This is a genomic window from Pseudomonas sp. SJZ131, from assembly GCF_007828705.1.
Taxonomy (GTDB): Bacteria; Pseudomonadota; Gammaproteobacteria; order Pseudomonadales; family Pseudomonadaceae; genus Aquipseudomonas; species Aquipseudomonas prosekii.
The window spans coordinates 285,398-305,845 of sequence record NZ_VIVC01000001.1 but is presented as its reverse complement, the minus strand read 5'-3'; the positions used below and the strand labels follow the sequence as shown (position 1 = coordinate 305,845).

The following is a 20,448-nucleotide window of genomic DNA, read 5'->3' as shown; positions in this document are numbered from 1 at the left end:
GCTATCGCGAGCAAGCTTTGCTCCCACAAAAGCAGGCTATACATGTTGGGTGGGTTCAATAAACGAGGAGGCGCATGCAAACCTTTCAGGTGTTGATCATCGGCAGCGGTTTTGGCGGGCAATGCGCGGCGGTGAATCTGCTCAAGGCAGGCATCAGCGATTTTCGCCTGCTGGAGCGGCGGGATTTTTTCGGCGGCACTTGGTGCCAGAACACCTACCCCGGCGCCGCCGTCGACGTGCCCTCGCCCCTGTATTCGCTGTCCTTCGCGCCTTATCCATGGACGCAAATGTTCGCCGAACAAGCGGAACTGCAGCGCTACACAGAGCATGTGGTGGAGCAATTCGGTTTGCGCGACAAGGTCGAACTCGAGGCCAACGTCGAAGCCATCGAATGGGACGACGCCAATAAACGCTGGGCTGTGCACGTCGGCAGCAAAGGCACGTTCTACGCGCAGTTCCTGATCAACGCCACGGGGCCGCTCAGCCAACCGGTTATCCCACGCTTCGCTGGCCAGGATCTTTTCCAGGGCAAGACCTTTCACACCAATCATTGGGATCATTCCTACGACTACCGGGGTAAACGGGTCGCGATCATCGGCAGTGGCGCCAGTGCCGCGCAGATCATTCCGGCGATTGCGCCCGAGGTCGAACACCTGCACGTATTCCAGCGCTCGGCGCACTGGGTATTGCCGCGCGCCGACCGCAGGTTCGGGCGCTTTCAGCGTTGGCTACTGGGGCTGAAGCCGGCCTACAAACTGCTGCGCTGGATGATCTACTGGCAATTCGAAACCCGGGTAATTGCCTTCAAATATTCCCGCCCGGCGATTCATCTGGTGCAGAAACACGCGCTGCGTTTTCTCAAACGCCAAGTGCCTGACCCCGAACTGCGGCGCAAACTGACCCCGGATTTCACTATCGGCTGCAAGCGGGTGATCGTTTCGAGCACGCTGTATCCGGCGCTGGCCCGGCCGAACGTCACGCTGCATAGCCGCGAACAGGCCATCGCCGCACTCGATGCAAGCGGAATCAATACCCTCGACGGCCAGCACATTGATGTCGACCTGATCGTCTGGTCGACCGGTTACGACGCCACCGATGGAGTGATTTCCTACCCGGTCACCGGCAAAAACGGCACGCGTCTCAAAGACGTCTGGGCGCAATACCCGCGCGCCTATCTGGGCACCAGCCTGCCGGACTTTCCCAACCTGTTTATCGTCACCGGACCCAACACCGGCATCGGCCATACCTCGGCGCTGTTCATCATCGAATCGCAGATGAATTACATCCTCGGTTGCATTCGCGCACTAAAAGAACAGGGTCTGCGCAGCATTGAAGTGCGCCCCGCAGCAGAACGTACCTACACTGAAATGATCCACCGGGAAATGGAACGCACGGTGTGGAAGTCCGGTGGCTGCAACAGTTGGTATCAAAGCAAGAGCGGTCATGTGATCGCCATGTTTCCGGGCTTCAGTTTCAGCTATCACCGTTTGACCCGAACGCTGAAACCCGCTGACCACATTCTGTCCTGATCACGTAAAAGGAAGCGCCTGATGCTTGTGTTGGTAGTCGCGATTGCGGTGTTTGCAGCCTGGAGCTGGTTGAGTTACCCGGCCATCGGCCATTGGCTGTATGACCTGAGCATGGCCCTGGAGGCCAAGTTGTATCGGCTGCACAAGATTGTCGTGCCGATCAGCGAAATGACCGTTTCGACCTGGCAGGGCGGGCCTTACGAAGCGACGAGCGCCGTGCTGATGCTGCACGGCTACAGCGCCGACAAGAATTTGTGGCTGCGTTTTGCCCGGCACTTTGTCGGCGATTACCGGGTGATCATCCCCGACCTCGCCGGCCATGGCGAAACCGGGTTCAAGGCTGGCGGCGGCTACGACATCGCGCTGCAGGCGAAACGCATGATCCAGTTGCTCGATGTCTGCGGGGTCGAGAAAGTCCACGTGATCGGCAATTCCATGGGCGGCTACATCGCAGCGTGGCTCGCGGCCACCTACCCCGAGCGCATCGCCTCGGTGGCGCTGATCGACCCGGCCGGCGTGACCGCGCCGGAAATCAGCGACCTGGAGCGCCAATTGGCCAAGGGCCACAATCCGTTTTTGATCAATTCCAGGGAGGAATTCCAGCAGTTCTACGCGATGACCATGGCCAACCCGCCGTGGGTGCCCGGCGTGGTGCTCGACGCGGTCGCCCAGCGCTACGAGCAGAATCGTGAGGAACTCGCGGAAATATTCGAGGATTTTCGCGCCAGCCCGCCGATGGAGCCGAAACTTGCCGACATCAAATGCCCGGCGTTGTTGTTGTGGGGACGCAAGGATCGGCTGATCGACGTCAGCAGCGTCGCGGTGTGGAGCAAGGGCATCGACAATTTGCGCGTCGATATCTGGGAAGGCATCGGCCATATGCCGATGGTCGAGCAACCGGTGCGCGCGGCGCGGTTGTATCAAGAATTTCTGAAACCGGGCGCGTAGCCCCTGTAGCAGCTGCCGGAGGCTGCGTTCGGCTGCGCAGCAGTCGTAAATGGGTAAATGCCCTATTTCAGGTGGGCAAGGATTTGGCGTCTGCTGCGCAGACGAACGCAGCCTTCGGCAGCTGCTACATGGAGCAAAAGCGGATTGCGGCGGGTGTTGCGTAGAGCAGAAGCAGCTTTGGCAGCGGCTTGAGAGGGCTTTCTGGAAGGGGCATTGCGATGAACATTCTTTACGACGAGCGTATCGACGGTGTCCTGCCAAACGTCGACAAAACTGCTGTGCGCAATCAGCTCAACCAGCAGATCCCCGACCTCGACCTGCTCTGGCGCGAAGAAGAACTCAAGCCTTACGAATGCGATGGCCTCTCCGCGTATCGCACCACGCCAATGCTGGTCGCCCTGCCCCGGCGTCTGGAGCAAGTGCAAAAAATCCTCGAAATCTGCCACGCGCAACACGTGCCGGTGGTCGCGCGCGGCGGCGGGACCGGGTTGTCCGGCGGTGCTTTGCCGCTGGAAAAAGGCCTGCTGCTGGTGATGGCGCGCTTCAACAATATCCTGCACATCGACCCCGCAGCACGCACCGCACGGGTCCAGCCCGGCGTGCGCAACCTGGCAATCTCCCAGGCTGCCGCGCCGTTCGGTCTGTATTACGCGCCGGACCCATCGTCGCAAATCGCCTGTTCCATCGGCGGTAACGTCGCCGAAAACGCTGGCGGCGTGCACTGCCTCAAATACGGTTTGACTGTGCACAACCTGCTGAAACTCGAAGTGCTCACGGTCGAGGGCGAACGCCTGACGCTGGGTTCTGAAGCGCTCGACTCACCGGGCTTCGACCTGCTGGCGCTGTTCACCGGCTCGGAAGGCTTGCTCGGGATCATCACCGAAGTCACGGTCAAACTGCTGCCCAAACCGCAGGTCGCCAAGGTCTTGCTGGCGAGTTTCGATTCCGTGGAAAAGGCTGGCCGCGCGGTCGCCGACATTATTGCCGCAGGAATCATCCCCGGCGGGCTGGAAATGATGGACAACCTGGCGATTCGCGCCGCCGAAGATTTCATCCACGCCGGTTACCCGGTAGACGCCGAAGCGATTTTGTTGTGTGAACTGGACGGCGTCGAAGCCGATGTTCACGACGATTGCCAACGCGTGCGCGAAGTCATGCAACAGGCCGGCGCCAGCGAAGTTCGCCAGGCGCAGGACGAGGCGGAACGGGTACGCTTCTGGGCCGGACGCAAAAATGCGTTCCCGGCGATCGGTCGCTTGTCGCCGGATTATTACTGCATGGACGGTACGATTCCGCGCCGCGAATTGCCCGGCGTACTTGAGGGCATCGCCCGTCTCGGCGTCGAATACGGTTTGCGCGTTGCCAACGTCTTCCACGCCGGCGACGGCAACATGCACCCGCTGATCCTGTTCGACGCCAACCAGCCCGGCGAACTGATGCGCGCCGAAGCGCTGGGCGGGCAAATCCTCGAACTGTGCGTGAAGGTCGGCGGCAGCATCACCGGCGAACACGGGGTCGGCCGCGAGAAAATCAATCAGATGTGCGCGCAGTTCAACAGCGACGAGTTGACCTTGTTTCATGCGGTCAAAGCCGCGTTCGATGCACAAGGCCTGCTCAACCCCGGCAAAAATATCCCGACCCTGCACCGCTGCGCGGAATTCGGCGCGATGCACATTCACGCCGGGCAACTGCCGTTTCCTGAGCTGGAGCGTTTCTGATGAACGATTTCGATGCCAGCGAAGCGCTGCTCGCGCAGGTCAATCAGGCCCGCGACAACGCCACGCCGCTGCGCATTCAGGCCAGCAACAGCAAGGCGTTTCTCGGACGCGAGGTGACCGGCGAAGTGCTCGACACCCGCGCCCATCGCGGCATCGTCAGCTACGACCCGACGGAATTGGTGGTCAGCGTGCGCGCCGGCACGCCGCTGAGCGAACTGCTGGCCGCGCTCGACGCCAAGGGGCAAATGCTCCCGTGCGAGCCGCCGTCATTCGGCGACGGCGCCACGGTCGGCGGGATGATCGGCGCCGGGCTCTCCGGCCCACGGCGCCCGTGGTCAGGCTCGGTACGCGACTTTGTCCTCGGCACGCGGGTGATTACCGGCCTCGGCAAACACCTGCGCTTTGGCGGCGAAGTGATGAAAAACGTCGCCGGTTATGACCTGTCGCGCTTGCTCGTGGGCAGTTACGGTTGCCTCGGCGTACTGACCGAAGTTTCGCTCAAAGTGCTGCCCAAACCGCGGCAATGCCTGAGCATCAGCCTGGAAATCGATAGCGCCCGCGCCCTGATCAAACTTGCCGAATGGGGCCAGCAACCGCTGCCGATCAGCGCCGCCAGCCACGATGGCCAACGGTTGCATCTGCGCCTGGAGGGTGGCGAAGGCTCGGTGACGGCGGCCCATCAACGCCTCGGCGGCGAGCCGCTGGACTCAGGTTATTGGGCGCAGTTGAACGAACAACGCCTGGCTTTTTTTGACGAGGCTTTGCCGCTGTGGCGCTTGTCCTTGCCGAACAATCTCGGGCCGTTGACGCTGCCCGGCGAACAGTTGATCGACTGGGCCGGCGCGCAACGCTGGTTGAAATCCGATGCCGACAATATTCAAGCGCTGGCCCACGAACTCGGCGGCCACGCGACCTGTTTCAGCCACGGCGCCAGTCACACACCGTTCCAGCCACTGGCCCCGGCGTTGCTGCGTTATCACCGACAACTCAAGGCGCAACTCGACCCGCAAGGGCTGTTCAACCCTGGCCGGATGTACGCGGAGTTCTAGCATGCAAACCACCCTCAGCGAACAATCGCGCAAACTGCCACGGGCCGCCGAAGCGGAAAAAATCCTCCGCACCTGCGTGCATTGCGGGTTCTGCAACGCCACGTGCCCGACGTATCAACTGCTCGGCGACGAGCTCGACGGCCCGCGCGGGCGCATCTACCTGATCAAGCAAGTGCTCGAAGGCGCGCCTGCCACCGCCAAAACCCAATTGCACCTGGACCGTTGCCTGTCATGCCGCAACTGCGAAACCACCTGCCCGTCCGGCGTCGATTATCACAATTTGTATGACATTGGCCGCGCCGTGGTCGACCAAGCGGTGCCGCGCACGCCCGGTCAACGCCTGCTGCGCGAAGGTTTGCGGGCGCTGGCGCCGAATCCGAACCTGTTCAAATCGCTGCTGCGGATCGGCGCGACGTTTCGTCCTTTATTGCCACGCAATGTCGAAGCGAAGTTGCCGCACGATCTGCCAGTGACCGGCACACGCCCCGCCATTCGGCATGCGCGCCGGGTGTTGCTGCTCGAAGGTTGCGTGCAACCGGGTTTGTCGCCGAACACCAACGCAGCGGCGGCGCGGGTGCTCGACCGCGTAGGAATCAGCGTGATTGCAGCGCCCGAGGCCGGTTGCTGCGGCGCGCTGGATTATCACCTCGACGCGCAAACCAAAGGCCTCGACCGCGCTCGCCACAACATTGATGCGTGGTGGCCGCACCTGGAAAGCGGCGCCGAAGCCATCGTGCAAACCGCCAGCGGCTGCGGCGCGTTCATCAAGGATTACGCGCATCTGCTTGAACACGATCCGGCGTATGCCGCCAAAGCGCAGCGGGTCAGCGCGCTGGCACTGGATTTGGTGCAAGTGCTGGCCGAGGCACCGCTGGAGCGCGTCTGCTCGGCAACCGCTCAGCGCATTGCTTTCCATTGCCCCTGCACTTTGCAGCACGCGCAAAAACTCGGCGGCGCGGTGGAAGCGCTGCTCAGCCGCTTGGGTTTCAACCTCACCGCGGTGCCGGACAGTCATTTGTGTTGCGGCTCGGCCGGCACTTATTCATTGACCCAACCGGAACTGGCCCGGCAACTGCGCGACAACAAACTCAACGCGCTGGAAAGTGCTCGCCCGGATCTGATCGTGACCGCCAACATCGGCTGCCAGAGCCACCTCGCCAGCGCCGCGCGCACGCCGGTCCGGCACTGGATCGAACTGGTGGACCAGTCGCTGGGAGAATGAAGTTCGTAGGATTCTTCGTTTGTCGGCGTAGCTGAAGGCTGCGATCTTGCCCCTCATCCGATCAGTCTTACGCCAGGAAACACTTTTCATGAGCCAGCCGAGCTTCGTCAGCCCCGACCTGATCCGCCAGCGCTTTTCCAAAGCGATGTCCGACATGTACCGCGAAGAAGTGCCGTTGTACGGCGCGCTGATGGCATTGGTGGAACAGACCAACCGTGAGGTTTTGGCGAGTGATCCGCAGGTCGCCCGGCAGCTCGAAAGCACCGGCGAGATTCAGCGTCTGGACCTGGAGCGTCACGGCGCAATTCGCGTCGGCAGCGCTGCCGAACTCGCCACCCTCGCCCGTTTGTTCGCGGTGATGGGCATGCAACCGGTGGGTTATTACGACCTGACGCCGGCGGGCGTGCCGGTGCATTCGACGGCGTTTCGTGCGGTACACGAAGCGGCGTTGCAGGTCAGCCCGTTTCGGGTGTTCACCTCTTTGTTGCGCCTGGAATTGATCGAAGATCTCGAACTGCGCGCGTTCGCCGAATCGGTGCTGGCGCAACGTTCGATTTTCACCCCGACCGCGCTGCAATTGATCGAACTGGCCGAAACCCAAGGTGGGCTCAGCGACAAACAGGCGTGGCAATTTGTCGAGCAGGCGCTGGAGACGTTTCGCTGGCATCACAGCGCCACCGTGACTGCCGCGCAATATCAGCAACTCAGCGCCCAGCATCGTTTGATCGCCGATGTCGTGGCGTTCAAAGGCCCGCACATCAATCACCTGACCCCGCGCACGTTGGACATCGACATGGTCCAGGCGCAAATGCCTGCGCATGGCATCACGCCCAAAGCCGTGATCGAAGGCCCGCCGCGCCGCCAGTGTCCGATCCTGCTGCGCCAGACCAGTTTCAAAGCGCTGGATGAGCCGATCGCCTTCACCGATCAGGACAACGCGCGCGGCAGCCACAGTGCGCGTTTCGGCGAAATCGAACAACGCGGCGCGGCGCTCACGCCCAAGGGCCGCGCACTGTACGACCGGCTGCTAAATGCGGCACGTGATGAATTGAAGGACTTTCCGAATGAAGCCAACTCCGACCGCTACAACGAATTGATGGCCCGGCACTTTGGCGAATTCCCTGACACGCTCGACGGCATGCGCCGACAGGAACTGGCGTACTTTCGCTACTTCGTGACGGAAAAAGGCTTGGCGATGGAAGGATTGAGCGGGGCACTGCAGGACTTGCTGGATCAAGGTCTGGTGCGGGCCGAGCCGCTGGTGTACGAGGACTTTTTGCCGGTGAGTGCGGCGGGGATTTTCCAGTCGAACCTCGGGGACGCGGCGCAAACGCATTATGGCGAGCATTCCAATCAGCGAGCGTTCGAGCAGGCGTTGGGGCGCAAGACCATTAATGAGTTGGAGCTGTACGCCGAGACCCAACAGCGCTCGATTGATCAGTGCTACGCCAGATCCTCCAGCACCCAACCCCTGTAGCAGCTGGCGCAGCCTGCGTTCGGCGGCGCAGCCGTCGTCAATCTCTGCACGCGATGTTTCAGTCGAATTGCGGCGGTTGAATAAACGACTGCTTCGCAGCCGAACGCAGGCTGCGCCAGCTGCTACAGGACGGTGTTGGCGACGGGAATGGTGTTGCTCAGCTGGCCAGTTTCGCCAGCAACGCTTCTGCCGTCGCTTCCGATGAAGCCGGGTTCTGCCCGCTCAGCAGCAACCCGTCGGTGGTCACGTAGCTTGCCCAATCCTCGCCCTTCGAATAAATACCGCCCTTGGCTTTGAGCTCATCCTCAACCAGAAACGGCACGACATCGGTCAACTGCACCGCCTCTTCTTCGCTATTGCTGAAGCCCGTCACACGTTTGCCTTTTACCAACGGTTGACCGTCCGCGTCTTTGACGTGGCGCAACACACCCGGTGCATGGCACACGGTGGCGACAGGTTTACCGGCCTGGTAAAGCGCTTCGATCAGCGTGATCGAGTGCTGATCTTCAGCCAGATCCCACAGCGGACCATGGCCGCCCGGATAGAACACGGCGTCGAAATCTTCAGCCTTGACGCTGCTCAGCACCACGGTGGAAGCCAATGCGGACTGTGCTGCTGAATCCTTGCGAAAGCGCTCGGTGGCGGCGGTTTGCGCGTCCGGCTCGTCGCTTTTCGGGTCCAGCGGCGGTTGGCCACCCTTCGGCGAGGCCAGGGTCAACTGCGCGCCGACGTCTTTGAACGTGTAATACGGCGCGGCGAACTCTTCCAGCCAGAAGCCAGTCTTCTTGCCGGTATTTCCCAATTGATCGTGGGACGTTAGAACCATCAGGATTTTCATGTCGTGCTCACTTGATTTCAGGAATGTTCAGACGCCAACGGCGTTCAGGTACAGAGTCATTGACTGCCGCGCCGGGCAGTTCGTTTCACTCGGCGCGGGCCAGTGATTCCGGATCATACGCAACAGTTTTAAATTTAGATATTGAAATATCGCAATATCGTGATACTCCTATAAAGGCGTTCACAGCGCACCCTGCTCAGCCCGCCGCTGACGGCGCACGAACGCACTCATTCCGCTTTACAGGACTTTACCGATGACCGGCTCCACGCTTTTCACACCTATTCGCCTCGGCCCGTTCACCCTGCAGAACCGCTTGGTGCTGCCCCCGCTGACGCGTTCGCGCAGCAGCCAACCGGGCAACATTCCCAACGCCTTGATGGCCGAATACTATCGCCAGCGCAGCAGCGCCGGCCTGCTGATCACCGAAGGCATTCAGATCGAACCGCGCGGTCAGGGCTATGCCTGGACGCCGGGCATCCACAGTCAGGAACAAATCGAAGGCTGGAAACTGGTGACCGAGGCGGTGCACGCCGAGGGCAAACCGATATTTGCGCAGTTGTGGCATGTCGGCCGGGTCTCGCACACCTCGCTGCAACCGGGTGGCGCGGCGCCGGTCGGGCCATCAGCGATCCCGGCAACGGCGGTCAGCGTGTTTATCGAAACCGGCCCGGGCACCGGCGCACTGGCCGAACCGTCTGTGCCGCAAGCGCTGAGTACCGCGCAAGTCAAGGAACTGGTGGAGCTTTACGCCCAAGGCGCACGCAATGCTTTGGCCGCCGGTTTTGACGGAGTCGAGCTGCATTGCGCCAACGGTTACCTGGTGAATCAATTTATCTCCGAGCACAGCAACCAGCGCACCGACGAATACGGCGGCTCGCTGAGCAATCGCCTGCGCTTTCTGCGTGAAATCACCGAAGCCGTCGCGGCGGTGGTCGGCGAGGATCGTGTCGGCGTGCGGTTTGCACCGCTGTTCGCCAGCACTGACGAAGCCCGCGTGTACCTCGGTCTCGTCGAAGAAAACCCGCACGAAACTTACCTCGAAGCGGTGAAGTTGATGGAGCAGATCGGCATCGCTTACGTGTCGTTGGCCGAAGCCGACTGGGACAACGCGCCGGAGTTGCCGACGACCTTCCGCGTGGCTGTGCGCGAGGCGTTCAGCGGGCTGCTGATGTACGCGGGCAAGTATTCGAGCGCGCGTGCCGACAAGGTTCTGGACAATGACTGGGGCGATCTGATCGGTTTCGGCCGCTGGTTCATCGCCAACCCGGACCTGCCGGCGCGCCTGCTCAATCAATGGCCGCTCAACGAACTGGACGCGTCCAGCCTGTATGGCGGAACTGCCGTCGGCTACAGCGATTACCCGCGTTACCAGCCGAGCCTGTAAACTGCGCCGCAGATCGCGCCGTGGAATCTCGGCAGCGGTCTGCCGGCCGTAAGGTTTCGGCTTATTTCGACGCAGCAAACAGGCGCCAGGCTCGACCATGACTCTTGATCTGAACGACATCATCAAAGCCCTTTCCAACCCCACACGCCTGCAAATCATGCAATGGCTGAAGGATCCGCGTGTGCACTTCCCGTCTCAGGAACGCGACCCGGAAGAAATCGGCGTGTGCGTCAGCATCATTCAGGAAAAGGTCGGCCTGTCGCAGTCCACCGTGTCGCTGTACCTGACGGCGCTGCAACGCGCCGATCTGGTGACCTCGCAGCGACTCGGGCCGTGGACGTATTACCGTCGCAACGAAAAGACCATCGCGCAGTTTGTCGAGCAGATCGGCGCCAGCCTTTGATGATGGCGCATGGCCTTGATGCGCAAGAAGTTGCGCACTTGTGTTGTCGAATCAGCCGTCAATGGCGCTGAGCGACCGCCCTGTCCGGGCCTGCAGCGGAGTGCGCAAGAAGTTGCGCAGTGTTGCGCAAGAAGTTGCGCACTTTACCGGATTAGCTCTTTGCGAAATCTGCGAAATAGCCATCTGGGCCGCCGCAAACCCCTGGTTTCACTGGCCACGAAAGTTTCTGGCACGGACCTTGATAACAGTCAGGCACCCACCGGGCGATATCGCCTCCCGGGCACCCTAAATTTTTAGCAAGGAGCACCTCCATGGCTACACCAGCGTACATGTCCGTCACTGGCGAAAAACAAGGTCTGATCACCGCCGGCGCTTTCACTGCCGATTCGGTTGGCAACACCTACCAGGAAGGTCACGAAGACCAGGTCATGGTTCAGGCTTTCAGCCACGACGTCCTCATCCCGCGTGACCCGCAGTCCGGCCAACCAACTGGTCAGCGCGTTCACAAGCCAGTCGTGATCACCAAGGTCTACGACAAATCTTCGCCACTGCTGCAAGCGGCTCTGACTTCCGGCGAGCGCATGAGCGAAATCGTTATCCAGTGGTACCGCACTTCGGCCCAAGGGACCCAAGAGCACTACTACACCACCAAACTGGAAGACGCGATCATCGTCGCCATAAACAACAAAATGCACAACTGCCAGGATCCGTCGAACTCGCACTTCACGCACCTGGAAGAAGTACAGTTCACCTACCGCAAAATCACCTGGACCCACGAAGTATCCGGTACTTCGGGTTCCGATGACTGGCGTCAGCCAGTCGCTTAATCGCGGCTGACCGCTTCAAGCATCGGCCAGCTCTGCTGGTCGATGTTGTTTACGCCCCTCCAGAATTTCGCGTCCGTTGACCCGGTTTCCGGGTGTCGACGAGCGCAGTAAGCACTGCACAAGGAACAAGGGATGTTCGCGCCGGCCAATCAGACTCACTTTGCCCTGACTATCGAAGGTCTTTCCAACGATCTGCAGGTTCTTGCCCTGCAAGGCCGGGAAGCCATCAGCCAGCCGTTTGTGTTTGAGGTGGATCTGGTCAGTGAACAGCCGTCCCTGGACCTCGAAACCCTGCTGCACAAACCTGCATTCCTGCAGCTATCGCCCGATGGCAGCGGTATCCACGGCCAGATCTATCGCGCCGCCCAGGGTGATTCCGGCAAACGCCTGACCCGCTACGCGGTGACCCTGCGCCCGCAACTGTCCTACCTGGCGCACCGCATCAACCAGCGCATCTTCCAGAACATGACCGTGGCAAAAATCATCGCCACGGTCCTCGAAGAGCATGGCCTGAAGGGCAACGCCTACGAGTTCACCCTCGGCGCGACTTATCCGGAACGCATCTACTGCGTTCAATACGATGAGTCGGACCTGCAATTCGTCCAGCGCCTGTGCGAGGAAGAAGGTATCCACTACCACTTTGAGCACAGCACCACCGCGCACAAATTGGTGTTCGGCGATGACCAGACAGTCTTCCCGAAACTTGCGCCAGTGGCCTACCTGCAAGACTCCGGCATGGTCGCCAACGACCCGGTGATCAAGCGCTTCGACCTGCGCCTGGAAACCCGCACCAGTCGCACCACTCGCCGCGACTATGACTTCGAAAAACCACGCCTGACCCTCGAAGCAGAAAATCGTGGCGACGCCCTGCCCGACCTCGAAGACTACGACTATCCCGGTCGCTTCATCGACCGCGAGCGCGGCAAACACCTGTCCAAACGCGCCCTCGAACGCCACCGCAGCGACTTCCAGCTCGCCGAAGGCAAAAGCGATCAACCGTTGCTCGTCAGCGGCCACTTCCTGGCCCTGACCGAACACCCGAAAGCCAAATGGAACGACTTGTGGCTGCTCACCGAAATCTTCCACGAAGGCAAACAGCCACAAGTGCTGGAAGAGTCAGTCACCAGCGACACCACCACGCTCAAAGATGACTTCCATCAGGGTTATCGCAACCGCTTCCAGGCCACCCCGTGGGACGTGCCGAACCGCCCGCCGCTGAACCACCCGAAACCGCGCATCCTTGGCAGCCAAAGCGCCGTGGTCACCGGACCGAAAGGTGAAGAGATCCACTGCGACCAGTACGGCCGCGTCAAAGTCCAGTTCCACTGGGACCGCGAAGGCCAGGCCGACGACAAAACCAGCTGCTGGCTGCGCGTCTCCTCCGCCTGGGCCGGCGCCCACTACGGCGGCATCGCCATCCCGCGCATCGGCATGGAAGTGCTCGTCACCTTCCTCGAAGGCGACCCCGATCAACCGCTGATCAGCGGCTGCCTGTACCACAAGGAAAACCTCGTCCCCTATCCCCTGCCGGCGAACAAAACCCGCAGCACCTTCAAAACCCTGAGCTCCATGGGTGGCGGCGGCTACAACGAACTGCGCATCGAGGATAAGAAGGGTCAGGAACAGATCTTTCTGCATGCTCAACGCGACTGGGATGAGAACGTCGAGCACGACCAGAAGATTCGCGTCGGCAATGAACGGCACGATACGGTTGAGCAGAACAGCTACACGGAATTCAAGGCTGAAGAGCATCACACGGTTTATGCGGATCGCAAGGTTGAGGCGCGGGCGAATGATCACCTCACTGTCGGCGTTAACCAACACATCAAGGTCGGCACCGGCCAGTTCATCGATGCTGGTCAGGAGATTCACCTAAGCAGCGGCATGAAAGTCGTGCTCGAAGCCGGCAGCGAGTTGACCCTCAAGGGTGGTGGTAGCTTCATCAAGATTGATGGCAGCGGTGTAACGCTGAGCGGGCCGGTGATCAACATGAACTCTGGTGGCAGTCCGGGGAATGGGACTGGGGCTGCGCCGTTGTTGCCGGGGCCGTTGAAGCAGGCGGATGCGGATAAGGCTGGGGAGTTGTTGGTGCCGGCGCAGCGGCAGGCGTTGATGCGCGGCACACCACGCTGTGAAATCTGCGAGCGTGCAGCCAAAGAGCGAGCCGCTAAGGAAAACGCCAAGTGACCAATGTTACCCAAGCCAATTTTTTGTTGATTGACGGCGTGCTGCGACCCGATGCGATTGTCCAGCTGTACCAACGTGGTGAGCCGCTGGAGATAGAGCCGCTGTACATTGGGACGCGATGGAAGGAGTTGCATGATTTGGGGCCGATATTGGTCAAGCTGCCAAGCAACACACCCCTACTCAGCGAGTGGCAGCAAAACCACCTGACCCAAGCCGATTCCTGCCCCTTGTTCAGCCGTGCCTCCCTCAGCACGGTGGCAGATCACCTTCGTCACTTCATTTGCCCGCCCGACTTTCATGGAAACACAGGGCTGCTAAGGTTTGCAGATCCGCTTGTCATGTATCACTGGTTAACCAGTTATGGGCCAGAACAGCTTAGCCAAGTGCTGAGCCCCGTCGATACCATCTGGGTCAATACACCTGTCCACACCTGGCAATCCAGTGGCGATACACCTGTTAGCTCGTTCATACGTCCACACTCAACAGACGTTCGCGACAAAAACTTCGCCATCCTCGGAGAAAATCAAATCAGCGCCCTTGAACTTGCCTACCGATGGCAGTTCAAAGAGCGTCTGTACGCTTGGCTAAATACCCGCGACCCGCAAACCTTTTCATTGCTCGACAACGATCAAACCGAGCGCTGGCTGAACCAGGTACTGGACAGCGGTAGCGCTTGGGGGCTGGTCAGCGAGAGAGGACTGGTAACATGGGCGGAAACCTGCGTTGACTGGGGTAGAGACTTCGCCACCCGCCTCGACAGTCCCTATCAAGATTGGTTGAGGCTGGCCCCCGAACAGGGACGCCTGGCACCTGAATTACGCATCGAAGCATTGGATGACTATCGCCAGCAAACGCTGGAAGCAAAGGACACTGCAAATGGCTGACAAGAACGGAACCCCTCAACAACAACGCAACGCCTGCTTCCCGACGACCCCGGCCAAAGCCACCGGCGGCTGCCCCCTCAACGGCCCCGATATCGCGATCATCCCGATGCGCTACGCATTGGATCGCTCTCGCTACGACGAAAATCCGAAAAAGCTCAAACCACTGCTGAAGACTGGCAAGTGGGCGGCGATGCCTGCGTTGAAGACGCGGAGTTATACGTTGCGGCAACTTCGCAATGGCTACGTTTACGTATTCGATGAAACAGAAAAAACCCTTCATGAATACGAGTACAACGCTGACACCGCGATGCTGACCCGTATCAAGTGGGACGGCGGATTAACGGGTAAAGACGTGCGCGCTGGCTCGGGCCCAGCCAAGACACATCTGCTCTACCCTCGAAAAAATACAATTCGCATCGCTTATTCAACCCTACAGTGGACATGGCGTATTTGTGAGTATATGCGATCCAACGGCGGCAACCGTAAAGCCTGGATGCAGACGCTGGACCTCAAAGAATATTGCCTCACGATGAAAAGCCCCCACGTGCTACCGCTTTCGCAACTGGCGGATGCTGTCGCAGATATCGACAAAGGCGCCGTAACAAAAGACAAACGCTTTGCGGATTCGGCACATCCTCCAGAGAGTAAGTTTTGCAGCAAGGATGACGTCACACCATTGGCTGCTGATGTTGTATGGACTGGCAGTGTGCCTGATCCAACCAGTGCATTAGTCATAGCACTTGATGACTCTTTGGCAATGCTGGAAGAACTCAATATTCAGCTGATGGCTGACCAAGCCGCCTATATTGAATGGCAGGATGAGCATCTACATAAAATCAGCATTGCAGAAATAGTGGAAAGCTTGTGTGGAACGGGTAACGATAAAATGTCACTTCCGGCGTCTGTGGTGAACAATGAAGTGAAAACAAGGCAATACGCCAGCGAGGTTGAGGCCTATTTTGAGCAACTGAAAGTCGAAGAGCAATTAGCCAACGGCACTGATAGCATTATCATGCCGCCGAATTTACCTTCAGAAACAATGGTTGCGGAACTAAAAGCAAAATATGGCAGCGCGCCCCCATCAGCATTGCGGGAGGCGTGGGAATCCCGAACTAAATGGCGTAGGCAAGTTGATCTTGAAGGAGCACGAAGTTACGTTTCAATTAACAAAAGCCAGGGTGAAAATTTACTAAAAAATGTAAAAGAAACTCAAAAAGACCTTACTGAGCTAGCGTTATATATTGGATCCGAGCCTCTACGCCTGTTTGTCGACACCACAAATTCCGCCTCTTTACTTTATCTTCAGGCCATCACCGCAGAGATTCTAAAATCACTTGGACAAGATCACCTTACATCAAGTTGGCTTACCGAGCAGGATATTAAAGCAAGCACACTGCTTGGGCTTAGTCGATTCGGATTCTCACAAGAAATTCAGTTAATTCTCACAAAAAAAGCTAACGATCTAGTCCAAAATACCAGCGACACGACGGCGCTCGTTAGTCGGCTCGGTGAACTTAACGGTTTTATCACTCACGACGTAATCGCAGATAAACCGTGGGTGAAGGCATTGACCGAGCCGGCTAGACTCACGTTAGACGCAATGAAAAATCTAGCCAAAGGCGCAGGAAAAGTTGTTTTCGAGCAAACACTCCTAGCTCTTCTGCCAATTGACAGCAGACTTGCTCGTAGCAAACAACAGAACTTGCCTGCACTCCTTAGAAATATATGGGTCGGGCATCTGCTGATAGAACACAAGGGGCGACTCGAATTTGACAAGTCTGGAAGTCAACGATTTATAGAGTGGAAGCGTCACTATCTTCTTACAAAAACGAACCTCGACCGAAATCTGAAAGCTTGGCACCTCCCACAGTCGGGCTATGACAGACGCTCCTTAGGTCGTACGATACTCAAACTTCAAAATGACGTTCAACTCGTCATTCAAGAACTGCCAAGCTCACTGGATTACCAAACTAATAAGTACACGCAAATTCTTAGAGACGAAATAACCAGCACCTTGAAAAAAGGTGGTCTCGCAGCGAACCAGTGGCAACAACGCGCAAAAACTTGGAGCGGAAAATATGGCATTGACGCATCCGCCATTACATGGGGCGTAGCGATTATAAATTTATTTAACACAGTAGTAACTTATAATAACATAACCAAAGATGGCGATTTTAATAGAAAAGACCAAGCTAAAGTATTTTCTAGCGCTGGGTATACTGCCAACGCAATAATGGCAGTGCTTATTGAAACTAAATGGACAACAATGAAAGGCTTACAAATTGTCGCTGGATCAAAAACGATAAAAATAACTGATCATACAGCATCATTTTGGGAAAGCCCCACTTCGCAGAGGCAAGGCTGGGGAAAAATAATTCGAGGTTTCAGCGGACGTCTTATTGGACTTGGTGCATTTTCGTTGCTAGCGACAGGCTTTGAATATTGGGATATACAAGACGATCTGGAAGGTACGACAAATAGCGATGAGCGAGCGACGCTTGTGGTAAAACAGGTGGCAGTTGCATCTATGGCTGTGATCGGCCTATTCCAGTTAATTGCAGGTATCTCTGGCTTGCTGGGAAGCGCGAAATTAATAGCACTCGCCATGAATCCGTGGTTTGCCGCGGCTGCGTTAATCGCTGGGATTGTGTACCTATTAGCAACTGTTACACTAAATTATCTAAAACGAGATGCAATTGGAAATTGGCTGTACAAATCTACCTGGAGCAAAACACCCAGTGAAAAAATAAATGATAAAAATGAAGAAAACAGGTCTTTATTAGAAATTCAAATGAGCCCATCTTTATTTGTAAAGCCTACGTTTATCAAAGCATATCAGTATAGTCCATCCATTGGGCAAACGGAATATTACCTTCAAGACGGCGCCTGGATACAGATATATTTCCCCGCACAACTAAGAGGATCTCTTGTTAGAATGAATTTAGTTTCCAGCCATAGACCTTTTTATATACTCCCAGTGGCGAAATTAAATGACGAATTAGAGTCACCGCTCTTGAATAATGGAGAAATTGTCCAAGCCGGCTCATTCGGAATAACACCGAGCACACGTCAAAAACCTAACATTCGCCATAATGCTGCGCCTTCTTTACCAACCGAAGATGAGCCTCTTATATGGCAGACTTGGGTTCCTCTTACCAAGGAAGCTCAGAACATTGAAGTGCAAATCTGGTACCCTACCGAAACCCTAGCGACTGGCGAGGGCGACAGAGGTTACCGCTATCAGTTAGAGCTTTCAGAAGAAGGCGTGAAAGATCAAAAAGATACTCGAATTAGCGCATTGGACAAAAGTAGTTTAGTGGTGCAACAACTTGGTGGCCGTGAAAATGCAGCCGTACTTCCTATTCACGAATGACGTAAGCCGCAAAAACAATGAAAACTGATGACAATGTAACCCTCCATGAGTCCGTTGATAAAAAAAATCAAAAAACACTAATGGAATGGACAATAAAAGCCTTACCTAGCGATACTTTGTGCATGGATATTGGCATGTCCATAATGACGCTGACTGGATTAATTGCGATTGCGAATGGCGTTTATGAAAACTATTTTTTACACTTGCTTGAAAATGAGCAGTCTGTATTTCTAAGTCTTCGCTTCGGCACCGTAATGACATTAATGTCTATCTACTTATGGACACTAGTGGTTCGACAAAAAACAATTTACCGCTACACCATCACAGACTCATTTGGCGTCGTGGAGTCGAAACTCCACTTCCCAAAGGCAGCTGGGACATTATTTAAAAGCATCTCTATATTATTTCTTGTTTTTATTATTGGCCTAGCTGTATTTGAACAATCTTTAATTTTATTGCTTGCCGGACCAACAGGCATGGCGGTGGTCGCGGCGAGATTTTTTATACAGTGGACTAACACACCGCAGATCGAGACATCAGCCGAATGGAGTAGTTATAAATTTGTAACAGTAGACAGAAAACGAAAAATCATCTTAGCGCAAGAGACTGAATTTATGGTTGGGTTCGAGGCTAAACTGCCCAACGAACTATTTGATAAATATCTAGACACCCTGCGCTCACTACTACCAGCAGGCGCGATATTTTCAGAAGCCGAGATGAAATGGTAAACAGAAGACTAAAGGGAGACTATAGAGGACATGTCTAGTTTTCTTAGCATTCTTTGGCAGGAAATCGCGTCAAATGAATCAGGCGCAAGGTAAACGAAGGCAAACGGGACAGATTTATTTTCTTCTTGGTCACGAGATCCAGAAGAGAGCTTTCCATCCACATTAGAAGGGCAAACCGAAGAAACCAGATCGTTTCTTGAAATCCAACTCAGCTCCTCAGTTTTTGTCAAACCGACTTATCAGTCCATAACAAAATATGTGCCGCGCATAGGTATGACGCAAAAAACAGACGTGAGGGACGGGGCATGGATACAGATCCAACTACCACCAGCACTGCACGGCAGACTATTACATACAAACCTTGTAGGGAGCCATCGACCGCTATATATACTGCCTATGGAAAAAACTGAAGGTGAATTGAAGGACGCATTTATGAGCAACTCCGACTTCAAAAAATCCAACACCCTTGGATTAACACCTAGAACCAAACCTACGCACTCTTTATACCCCTCACCTAACATATCAGAAAAAGATACAAGCTTAACACTACAAACCTGGGTGCCATTATCCGAAAAGGCTCAGAACCTGGAATTGCAAATTTGGTATCCAATAGAGGTTCTGGCTTCTGGTGAGGGAGACAGAGGATATAGGTATCAATTAGAGCTATCTAATGAAGGAATCAATGATCACAAAGATACACGTATAAGCGCATCAGTCAAAAGCACTTTGCAAGTGCAAACCCTTGGCGGCCGAATGCAGGGTGCTGTGGTACCGATTCCGCTTTAAGGAAAGAAAATGAACAATTCAACACCGAGTGAATGTGCGATCGAAGATGATCCAATTATAGGCGAAGTCCAGATGTCCTGGACTATAAAAGCTTTGCCTCACAACACTTCAATCATGGATACAGGCATGATTGTATTGACTTTGATTGGACTGACTGCGCTACTAAATGGAATATATGAAATATTTTACTTGGACCTACCTTTGCAACAACGCTCAACTTTTTTAAGTGCTCACTTTGGAATTATTTGCCTATGCATGACTTTGTACTTTTGGACATTAGTCATACGACAAAAAAACATCTACCACTATGTTATCACCGACAAAGAACTAGATGTCAAGTATAAGATCCACTTCCCTGAGCTTGCCGGGACCATATTTAAATGGCTAGCCGGAACGTTCATTATTGCAATATTTATTTTTATCGCCTACAACCCATCAGCGGCATGGTTCCTAGCAGGTCCAGCAGGAATCTCCATTGTCAGTGCGATACACCTTTTAAACTGGAAAAACCCAACAAAAAATCTGAGATTCAATTGGGATCGCCCAAATCTGGTACTTATCGACAGGAAACGCAGATTAGTTGCCGTTCAACGCCGTTACAACCCAGATATGCGTATTGAAGACAACTATCTTTACATACCGATACATCTGCCTAGAGCAGATATTGACAAGTTCGTGGCTATTGCAAAAAAATTTGCTCCAGCTTCTACCGATTTCGAGGAGGGGCGCGACAAAAACTAGTCAATCGCTTCGAGTGATAATCGGGGACAGGAGCGAAAATAAATCCGCTCCTTTTCTGCGTATTGCTGGAATTGGCCATCCATCGGCGACAGTCCGAATTAGAATTATTCTGCCCCAAAATCAGCCATGACTTCATCCACGCCCGGCAGCCGAACGGGATTGGCACATCAAAACACTAAGTTCTCTGTATGACTTTTCAAATAGATAATTCGTACGCTGCCAGCGCCTACCGCAGCAACAGCCGTGCCCCGCTGCCTCCTCCAAAATGGGCGGAAGATGCCAATCGCTCAGGGAACTTTGAGACCCACCTCGCCTTTGGTCATTACGCAAATCTTGAACCGGCGATGGAAATTA

The 20,448-nt window shown here is 55.9% G+C and carries 16 protein-coding genes; 15 read left to right on the top strand and 1 reads right to left on the bottom strand.

The annotated features are described in order from the left end of the window. The first annotated feature begins 74 nt into the window (after positions 1-74). The 6 genes from FBY12_RS01140 (at position 75) to FBY12_RS01115 (ending at position 7,943) form a co-directional block, all read left to right on the top strand. Positions 75-1,529, top strand: coding sequence for an NAD(P)/FAD-dependent oxidoreductase (locus tag FBY12_RS01140; protein WP_145250276.1), 1,455 nt, complete (start codon positions 75-77; stop codon positions 1,527-1,529). A 21-nt stretch (positions 1,530-1,550) separates the two neighbouring features. Next, a complete protein-coding gene (locus tag FBY12_RS01135) occupies positions 1,551-2,477 on the top strand; it encodes an alpha/beta fold hydrolase (RefSeq protein WP_145250273.1) in 927 nt (308 codons plus the stop codon). Between the two features lie 218 nt (positions 2,478-2,695). Next, positions 2,696-4,195, top strand: a complete 1,500-nt coding sequence (gene glcD / locus FBY12_RS01130) for a glycolate oxidase subunit GlcD (RefSeq protein ID WP_145250270.1) — start codon at positions 2,696-2,698, stop codon at positions 4,193-4,195. Further along, entirely contained in the window at positions 4,195-5,244 is a 1,050-nt protein-coding gene (glcE, locus tag FBY12_RS01125; RefSeq protein ID WP_145250267.1) for a glycolate oxidase subunit GlcE, read from the top strand. Before glcD ends, glcE begins: the two co-directional genes overlap by 1 nt. A 1-nt stretch (position 5,245) precedes the next feature. Continuing rightward, complete coding sequence (gene glcF / locus FBY12_RS01120; protein ID WP_145250264.1) at positions 5,246-6,466, top strand: glycolate oxidase subunit GlcF; 1,221 nt, start codon at positions 5,246-5,248, stop codon at positions 6,464-6,466. An 88-nt stretch (positions 6,467-6,554) separates the two neighbouring features. Continuing rightward, the gene (locus FBY12_RS01115) at positions 6,555-7,943 is read left to right on the top strand and encodes a VOC family protein (protein WP_145250262.1); all 1,389 of its coding nucleotides are present in this window, start codon (positions 6,555-6,557) and stop codon (positions 7,941-7,943) included. A 157-nt stretch (positions 7,944-8,100) separates the two neighbouring features. On the opposite strand, the gene FBY12_RS01110 is transcribed toward FBY12_RS01115, so the two are convergent. Continuing rightward, entirely contained in the window at positions 8,101-8,781 is a 681-nt protein-coding gene (locus tag FBY12_RS01110; protein WP_145250260.1) for a type 1 glutamine amidotransferase domain-containing protein, read from the bottom strand. A 253-nt stretch (positions 8,782-9,034) separates the two neighbouring features. On the opposite strand from FBY12_RS01110, the gene FBY12_RS01105 reads away from it, so the two are divergent. The 9 genes from FBY12_RS01105 to FBY12_RS01065 all read left to right on the top strand — a co-directional run bounded on the left by FBY12_RS01105 (position 9,035) and on the right by FBY12_RS01065 (position 20,094). After that, on the top strand, positions 9,035-10,165 hold the full coding sequence (locus FBY12_RS01105; protein WP_145250258.1) for an alkene reductase: 1,131 nt from the start codon (positions 9,035-9,037) through the stop codon (positions 10,163-10,165). A 97-nt stretch (positions 10,166-10,262) separates the two neighbouring features. Further along, positions 10,263-10,568: a helix-turn-helix transcriptional regulator gene (locus tag FBY12_RS01100; protein ID WP_121733972.1), complete on the top strand. Its 306-nt coding sequence runs from the start codon at positions 10,263-10,265 to the stop codon at positions 10,566-10,568. Between the two features lie 311 nt (positions 10,569-10,879). Then, a complete protein-coding gene (locus FBY12_RS01095; protein WP_121733973.1) occupies positions 10,880-11,395 on the top strand; it encodes an Hcp family type VI secretion system effector in 516 nt (171 codons plus the stop codon). A 132-nt stretch (positions 11,396-11,527) separates the two neighbouring features. Next, the gene (gene tssI / locus FBY12_RS01090; RefSeq protein ID WP_145250257.1) at positions 11,528-13,582 is read left to right on the top strand and encodes a type VI secretion system tip protein TssI/VgrG; all 2,055 of its coding nucleotides are present in this window, start codon (positions 11,528-11,530) and stop codon (positions 13,580-13,582) included. Next, the gene (locus FBY12_RS01085) at positions 13,579-14,466 is read left to right on the top strand and encodes a DUF4123 domain-containing protein (RefSeq protein ID WP_145250255.1); all 888 of its coding nucleotides are present in this window, start codon (positions 13,579-13,581) and stop codon (positions 14,464-14,466) included. The genes tssI and FBY12_RS01085 overlap by 4 nt, the downstream gene beginning before the upstream one ends. Continuing rightward, positions 14,459-17,839, top strand: a complete 3,381-nt coding sequence (locus FBY12_RS01080; RefSeq protein WP_145250253.1) for a T6SS effector BTH_I2691 family protein — start codon at positions 14,459-14,461, stop codon at positions 17,837-17,839. The genes FBY12_RS01085 and FBY12_RS01080 overlap by 8 nt, the downstream gene beginning before the upstream one ends. Before the next feature lie 17 nt (positions 17,840-17,856). Further along, complete coding sequence (locus FBY12_RS01075) at positions 17,857-18,567, top strand: hypothetical protein (protein WP_145250251.1); 711 nt, start codon at positions 17,857-17,859, stop codon at positions 18,565-18,567. 432 nt (positions 18,568-18,999) lie between these two features. Next, positions 19,000-19,353, top strand: a complete 354-nt coding sequence (locus FBY12_RS01070) for a hypothetical protein (protein ID WP_145250249.1) — start codon at positions 19,000-19,002, stop codon at positions 19,351-19,353. Between the two features lie 9 nt (positions 19,354-19,362). Next, positions 19,363-20,094: a hypothetical protein gene (locus FBY12_RS01065; RefSeq protein WP_145250246.1), complete on the top strand. Its 732-nt coding sequence runs from the start codon at positions 19,363-19,365 to the stop codon at positions 20,092-20,094. Positions 20,095-20,448: the final 354 nt, after the last annotated feature.

Excerpts from the sequence above, each read along its gene's own strand:
- FBY12_RS01140 (WP_145250276.1), top strand. The coding sequence starts at position 75 with ATGCAAACCTTTCAGGTGTTGATCATCGGCAGCGGTTTTGGCGGGCAA.
- FBY12_RS01135 (WP_145250273.1), top strand. The coding sequence starts at position 1,551 with ATGCTTGTGTTGGTAGTCGCGATTGCGGTGTTTGCAGCCTGGAGCTGG.
- glcD (WP_145250270.1), top strand. The coding sequence starts at position 2,696 with ATGAACATTCTTTACGACGAGCGTATCGACGGTGTCCTGCCAAACGTC.
- glcE (WP_145250267.1), top strand. The coding sequence starts at position 4,195 with ATGAACGATTTCGATGCCAGCGAAGCGCTGCTCGCGCAGGTCAATCAG.
- glcF (WP_145250264.1), top strand. The coding sequence starts at position 5,246 with ATGCAAACCACCCTCAGCGAACAATCGCGCAAACTGCCACGGGCCGCC.
- FBY12_RS01115 (WP_145250262.1), top strand. The coding sequence starts at position 6,555 with ATGAGCCAGCCGAGCTTCGTCAGCCCCGACCTGATCCGCCAGCGCTTT.
- FBY12_RS01110 (WP_145250260.1), bottom strand. The coding sequence starts at position 8,781 with ATGAAAATCCTGATGGTTCTAACGTCCCACGATCAATTGGGAAATACC.
- FBY12_RS01105 (WP_145250258.1), top strand. The coding sequence starts at position 9,035 with ATGACCGGCTCCACGCTTTTCACACCTATTCGCCTCGGCCCGTTCACC.
- FBY12_RS01100 (WP_121733972.1), top strand. The coding sequence starts at position 10,263 with ATGACTCTTGATCTGAACGACATCATCAAAGCCCTTTCCAACCCCACA.
- FBY12_RS01095 (WP_121733973.1), top strand. The coding sequence starts at position 10,880 with ATGGCTACACCAGCGTACATGTCCGTCACTGGCGAAAAACAAGGTCTG.
- tssI (WP_145250257.1), top strand. The coding sequence starts at position 11,528 with ATGTTCGCGCCGGCCAATCAGACTCACTTTGCCCTGACTATCGAAGGT.
- FBY12_RS01080 (WP_145250253.1), top strand. The coding sequence starts at position 14,459 with ATGGCTGACAAGAACGGAACCCCTCAACAACAACGCAACGCCTGCTTC.
- FBY12_RS01075 (WP_145250251.1), top strand. The coding sequence starts at position 17,857 with ATGAAAACTGATGACAATGTAACCCTCCATGAGTCCGTTGATAAAAAA.
- FBY12_RS01070 (WP_145250249.1), top strand. The coding sequence starts at position 19,000 with ATGAGCAACTCCGACTTCAAAAAATCCAACACCCTTGGATTAACACCT.
- FBY12_RS01065 (WP_145250246.1), top strand. The coding sequence starts at position 19,363 with ATGAACAATTCAACACCGAGTGAATGTGCGATCGAAGATGATCCAATT.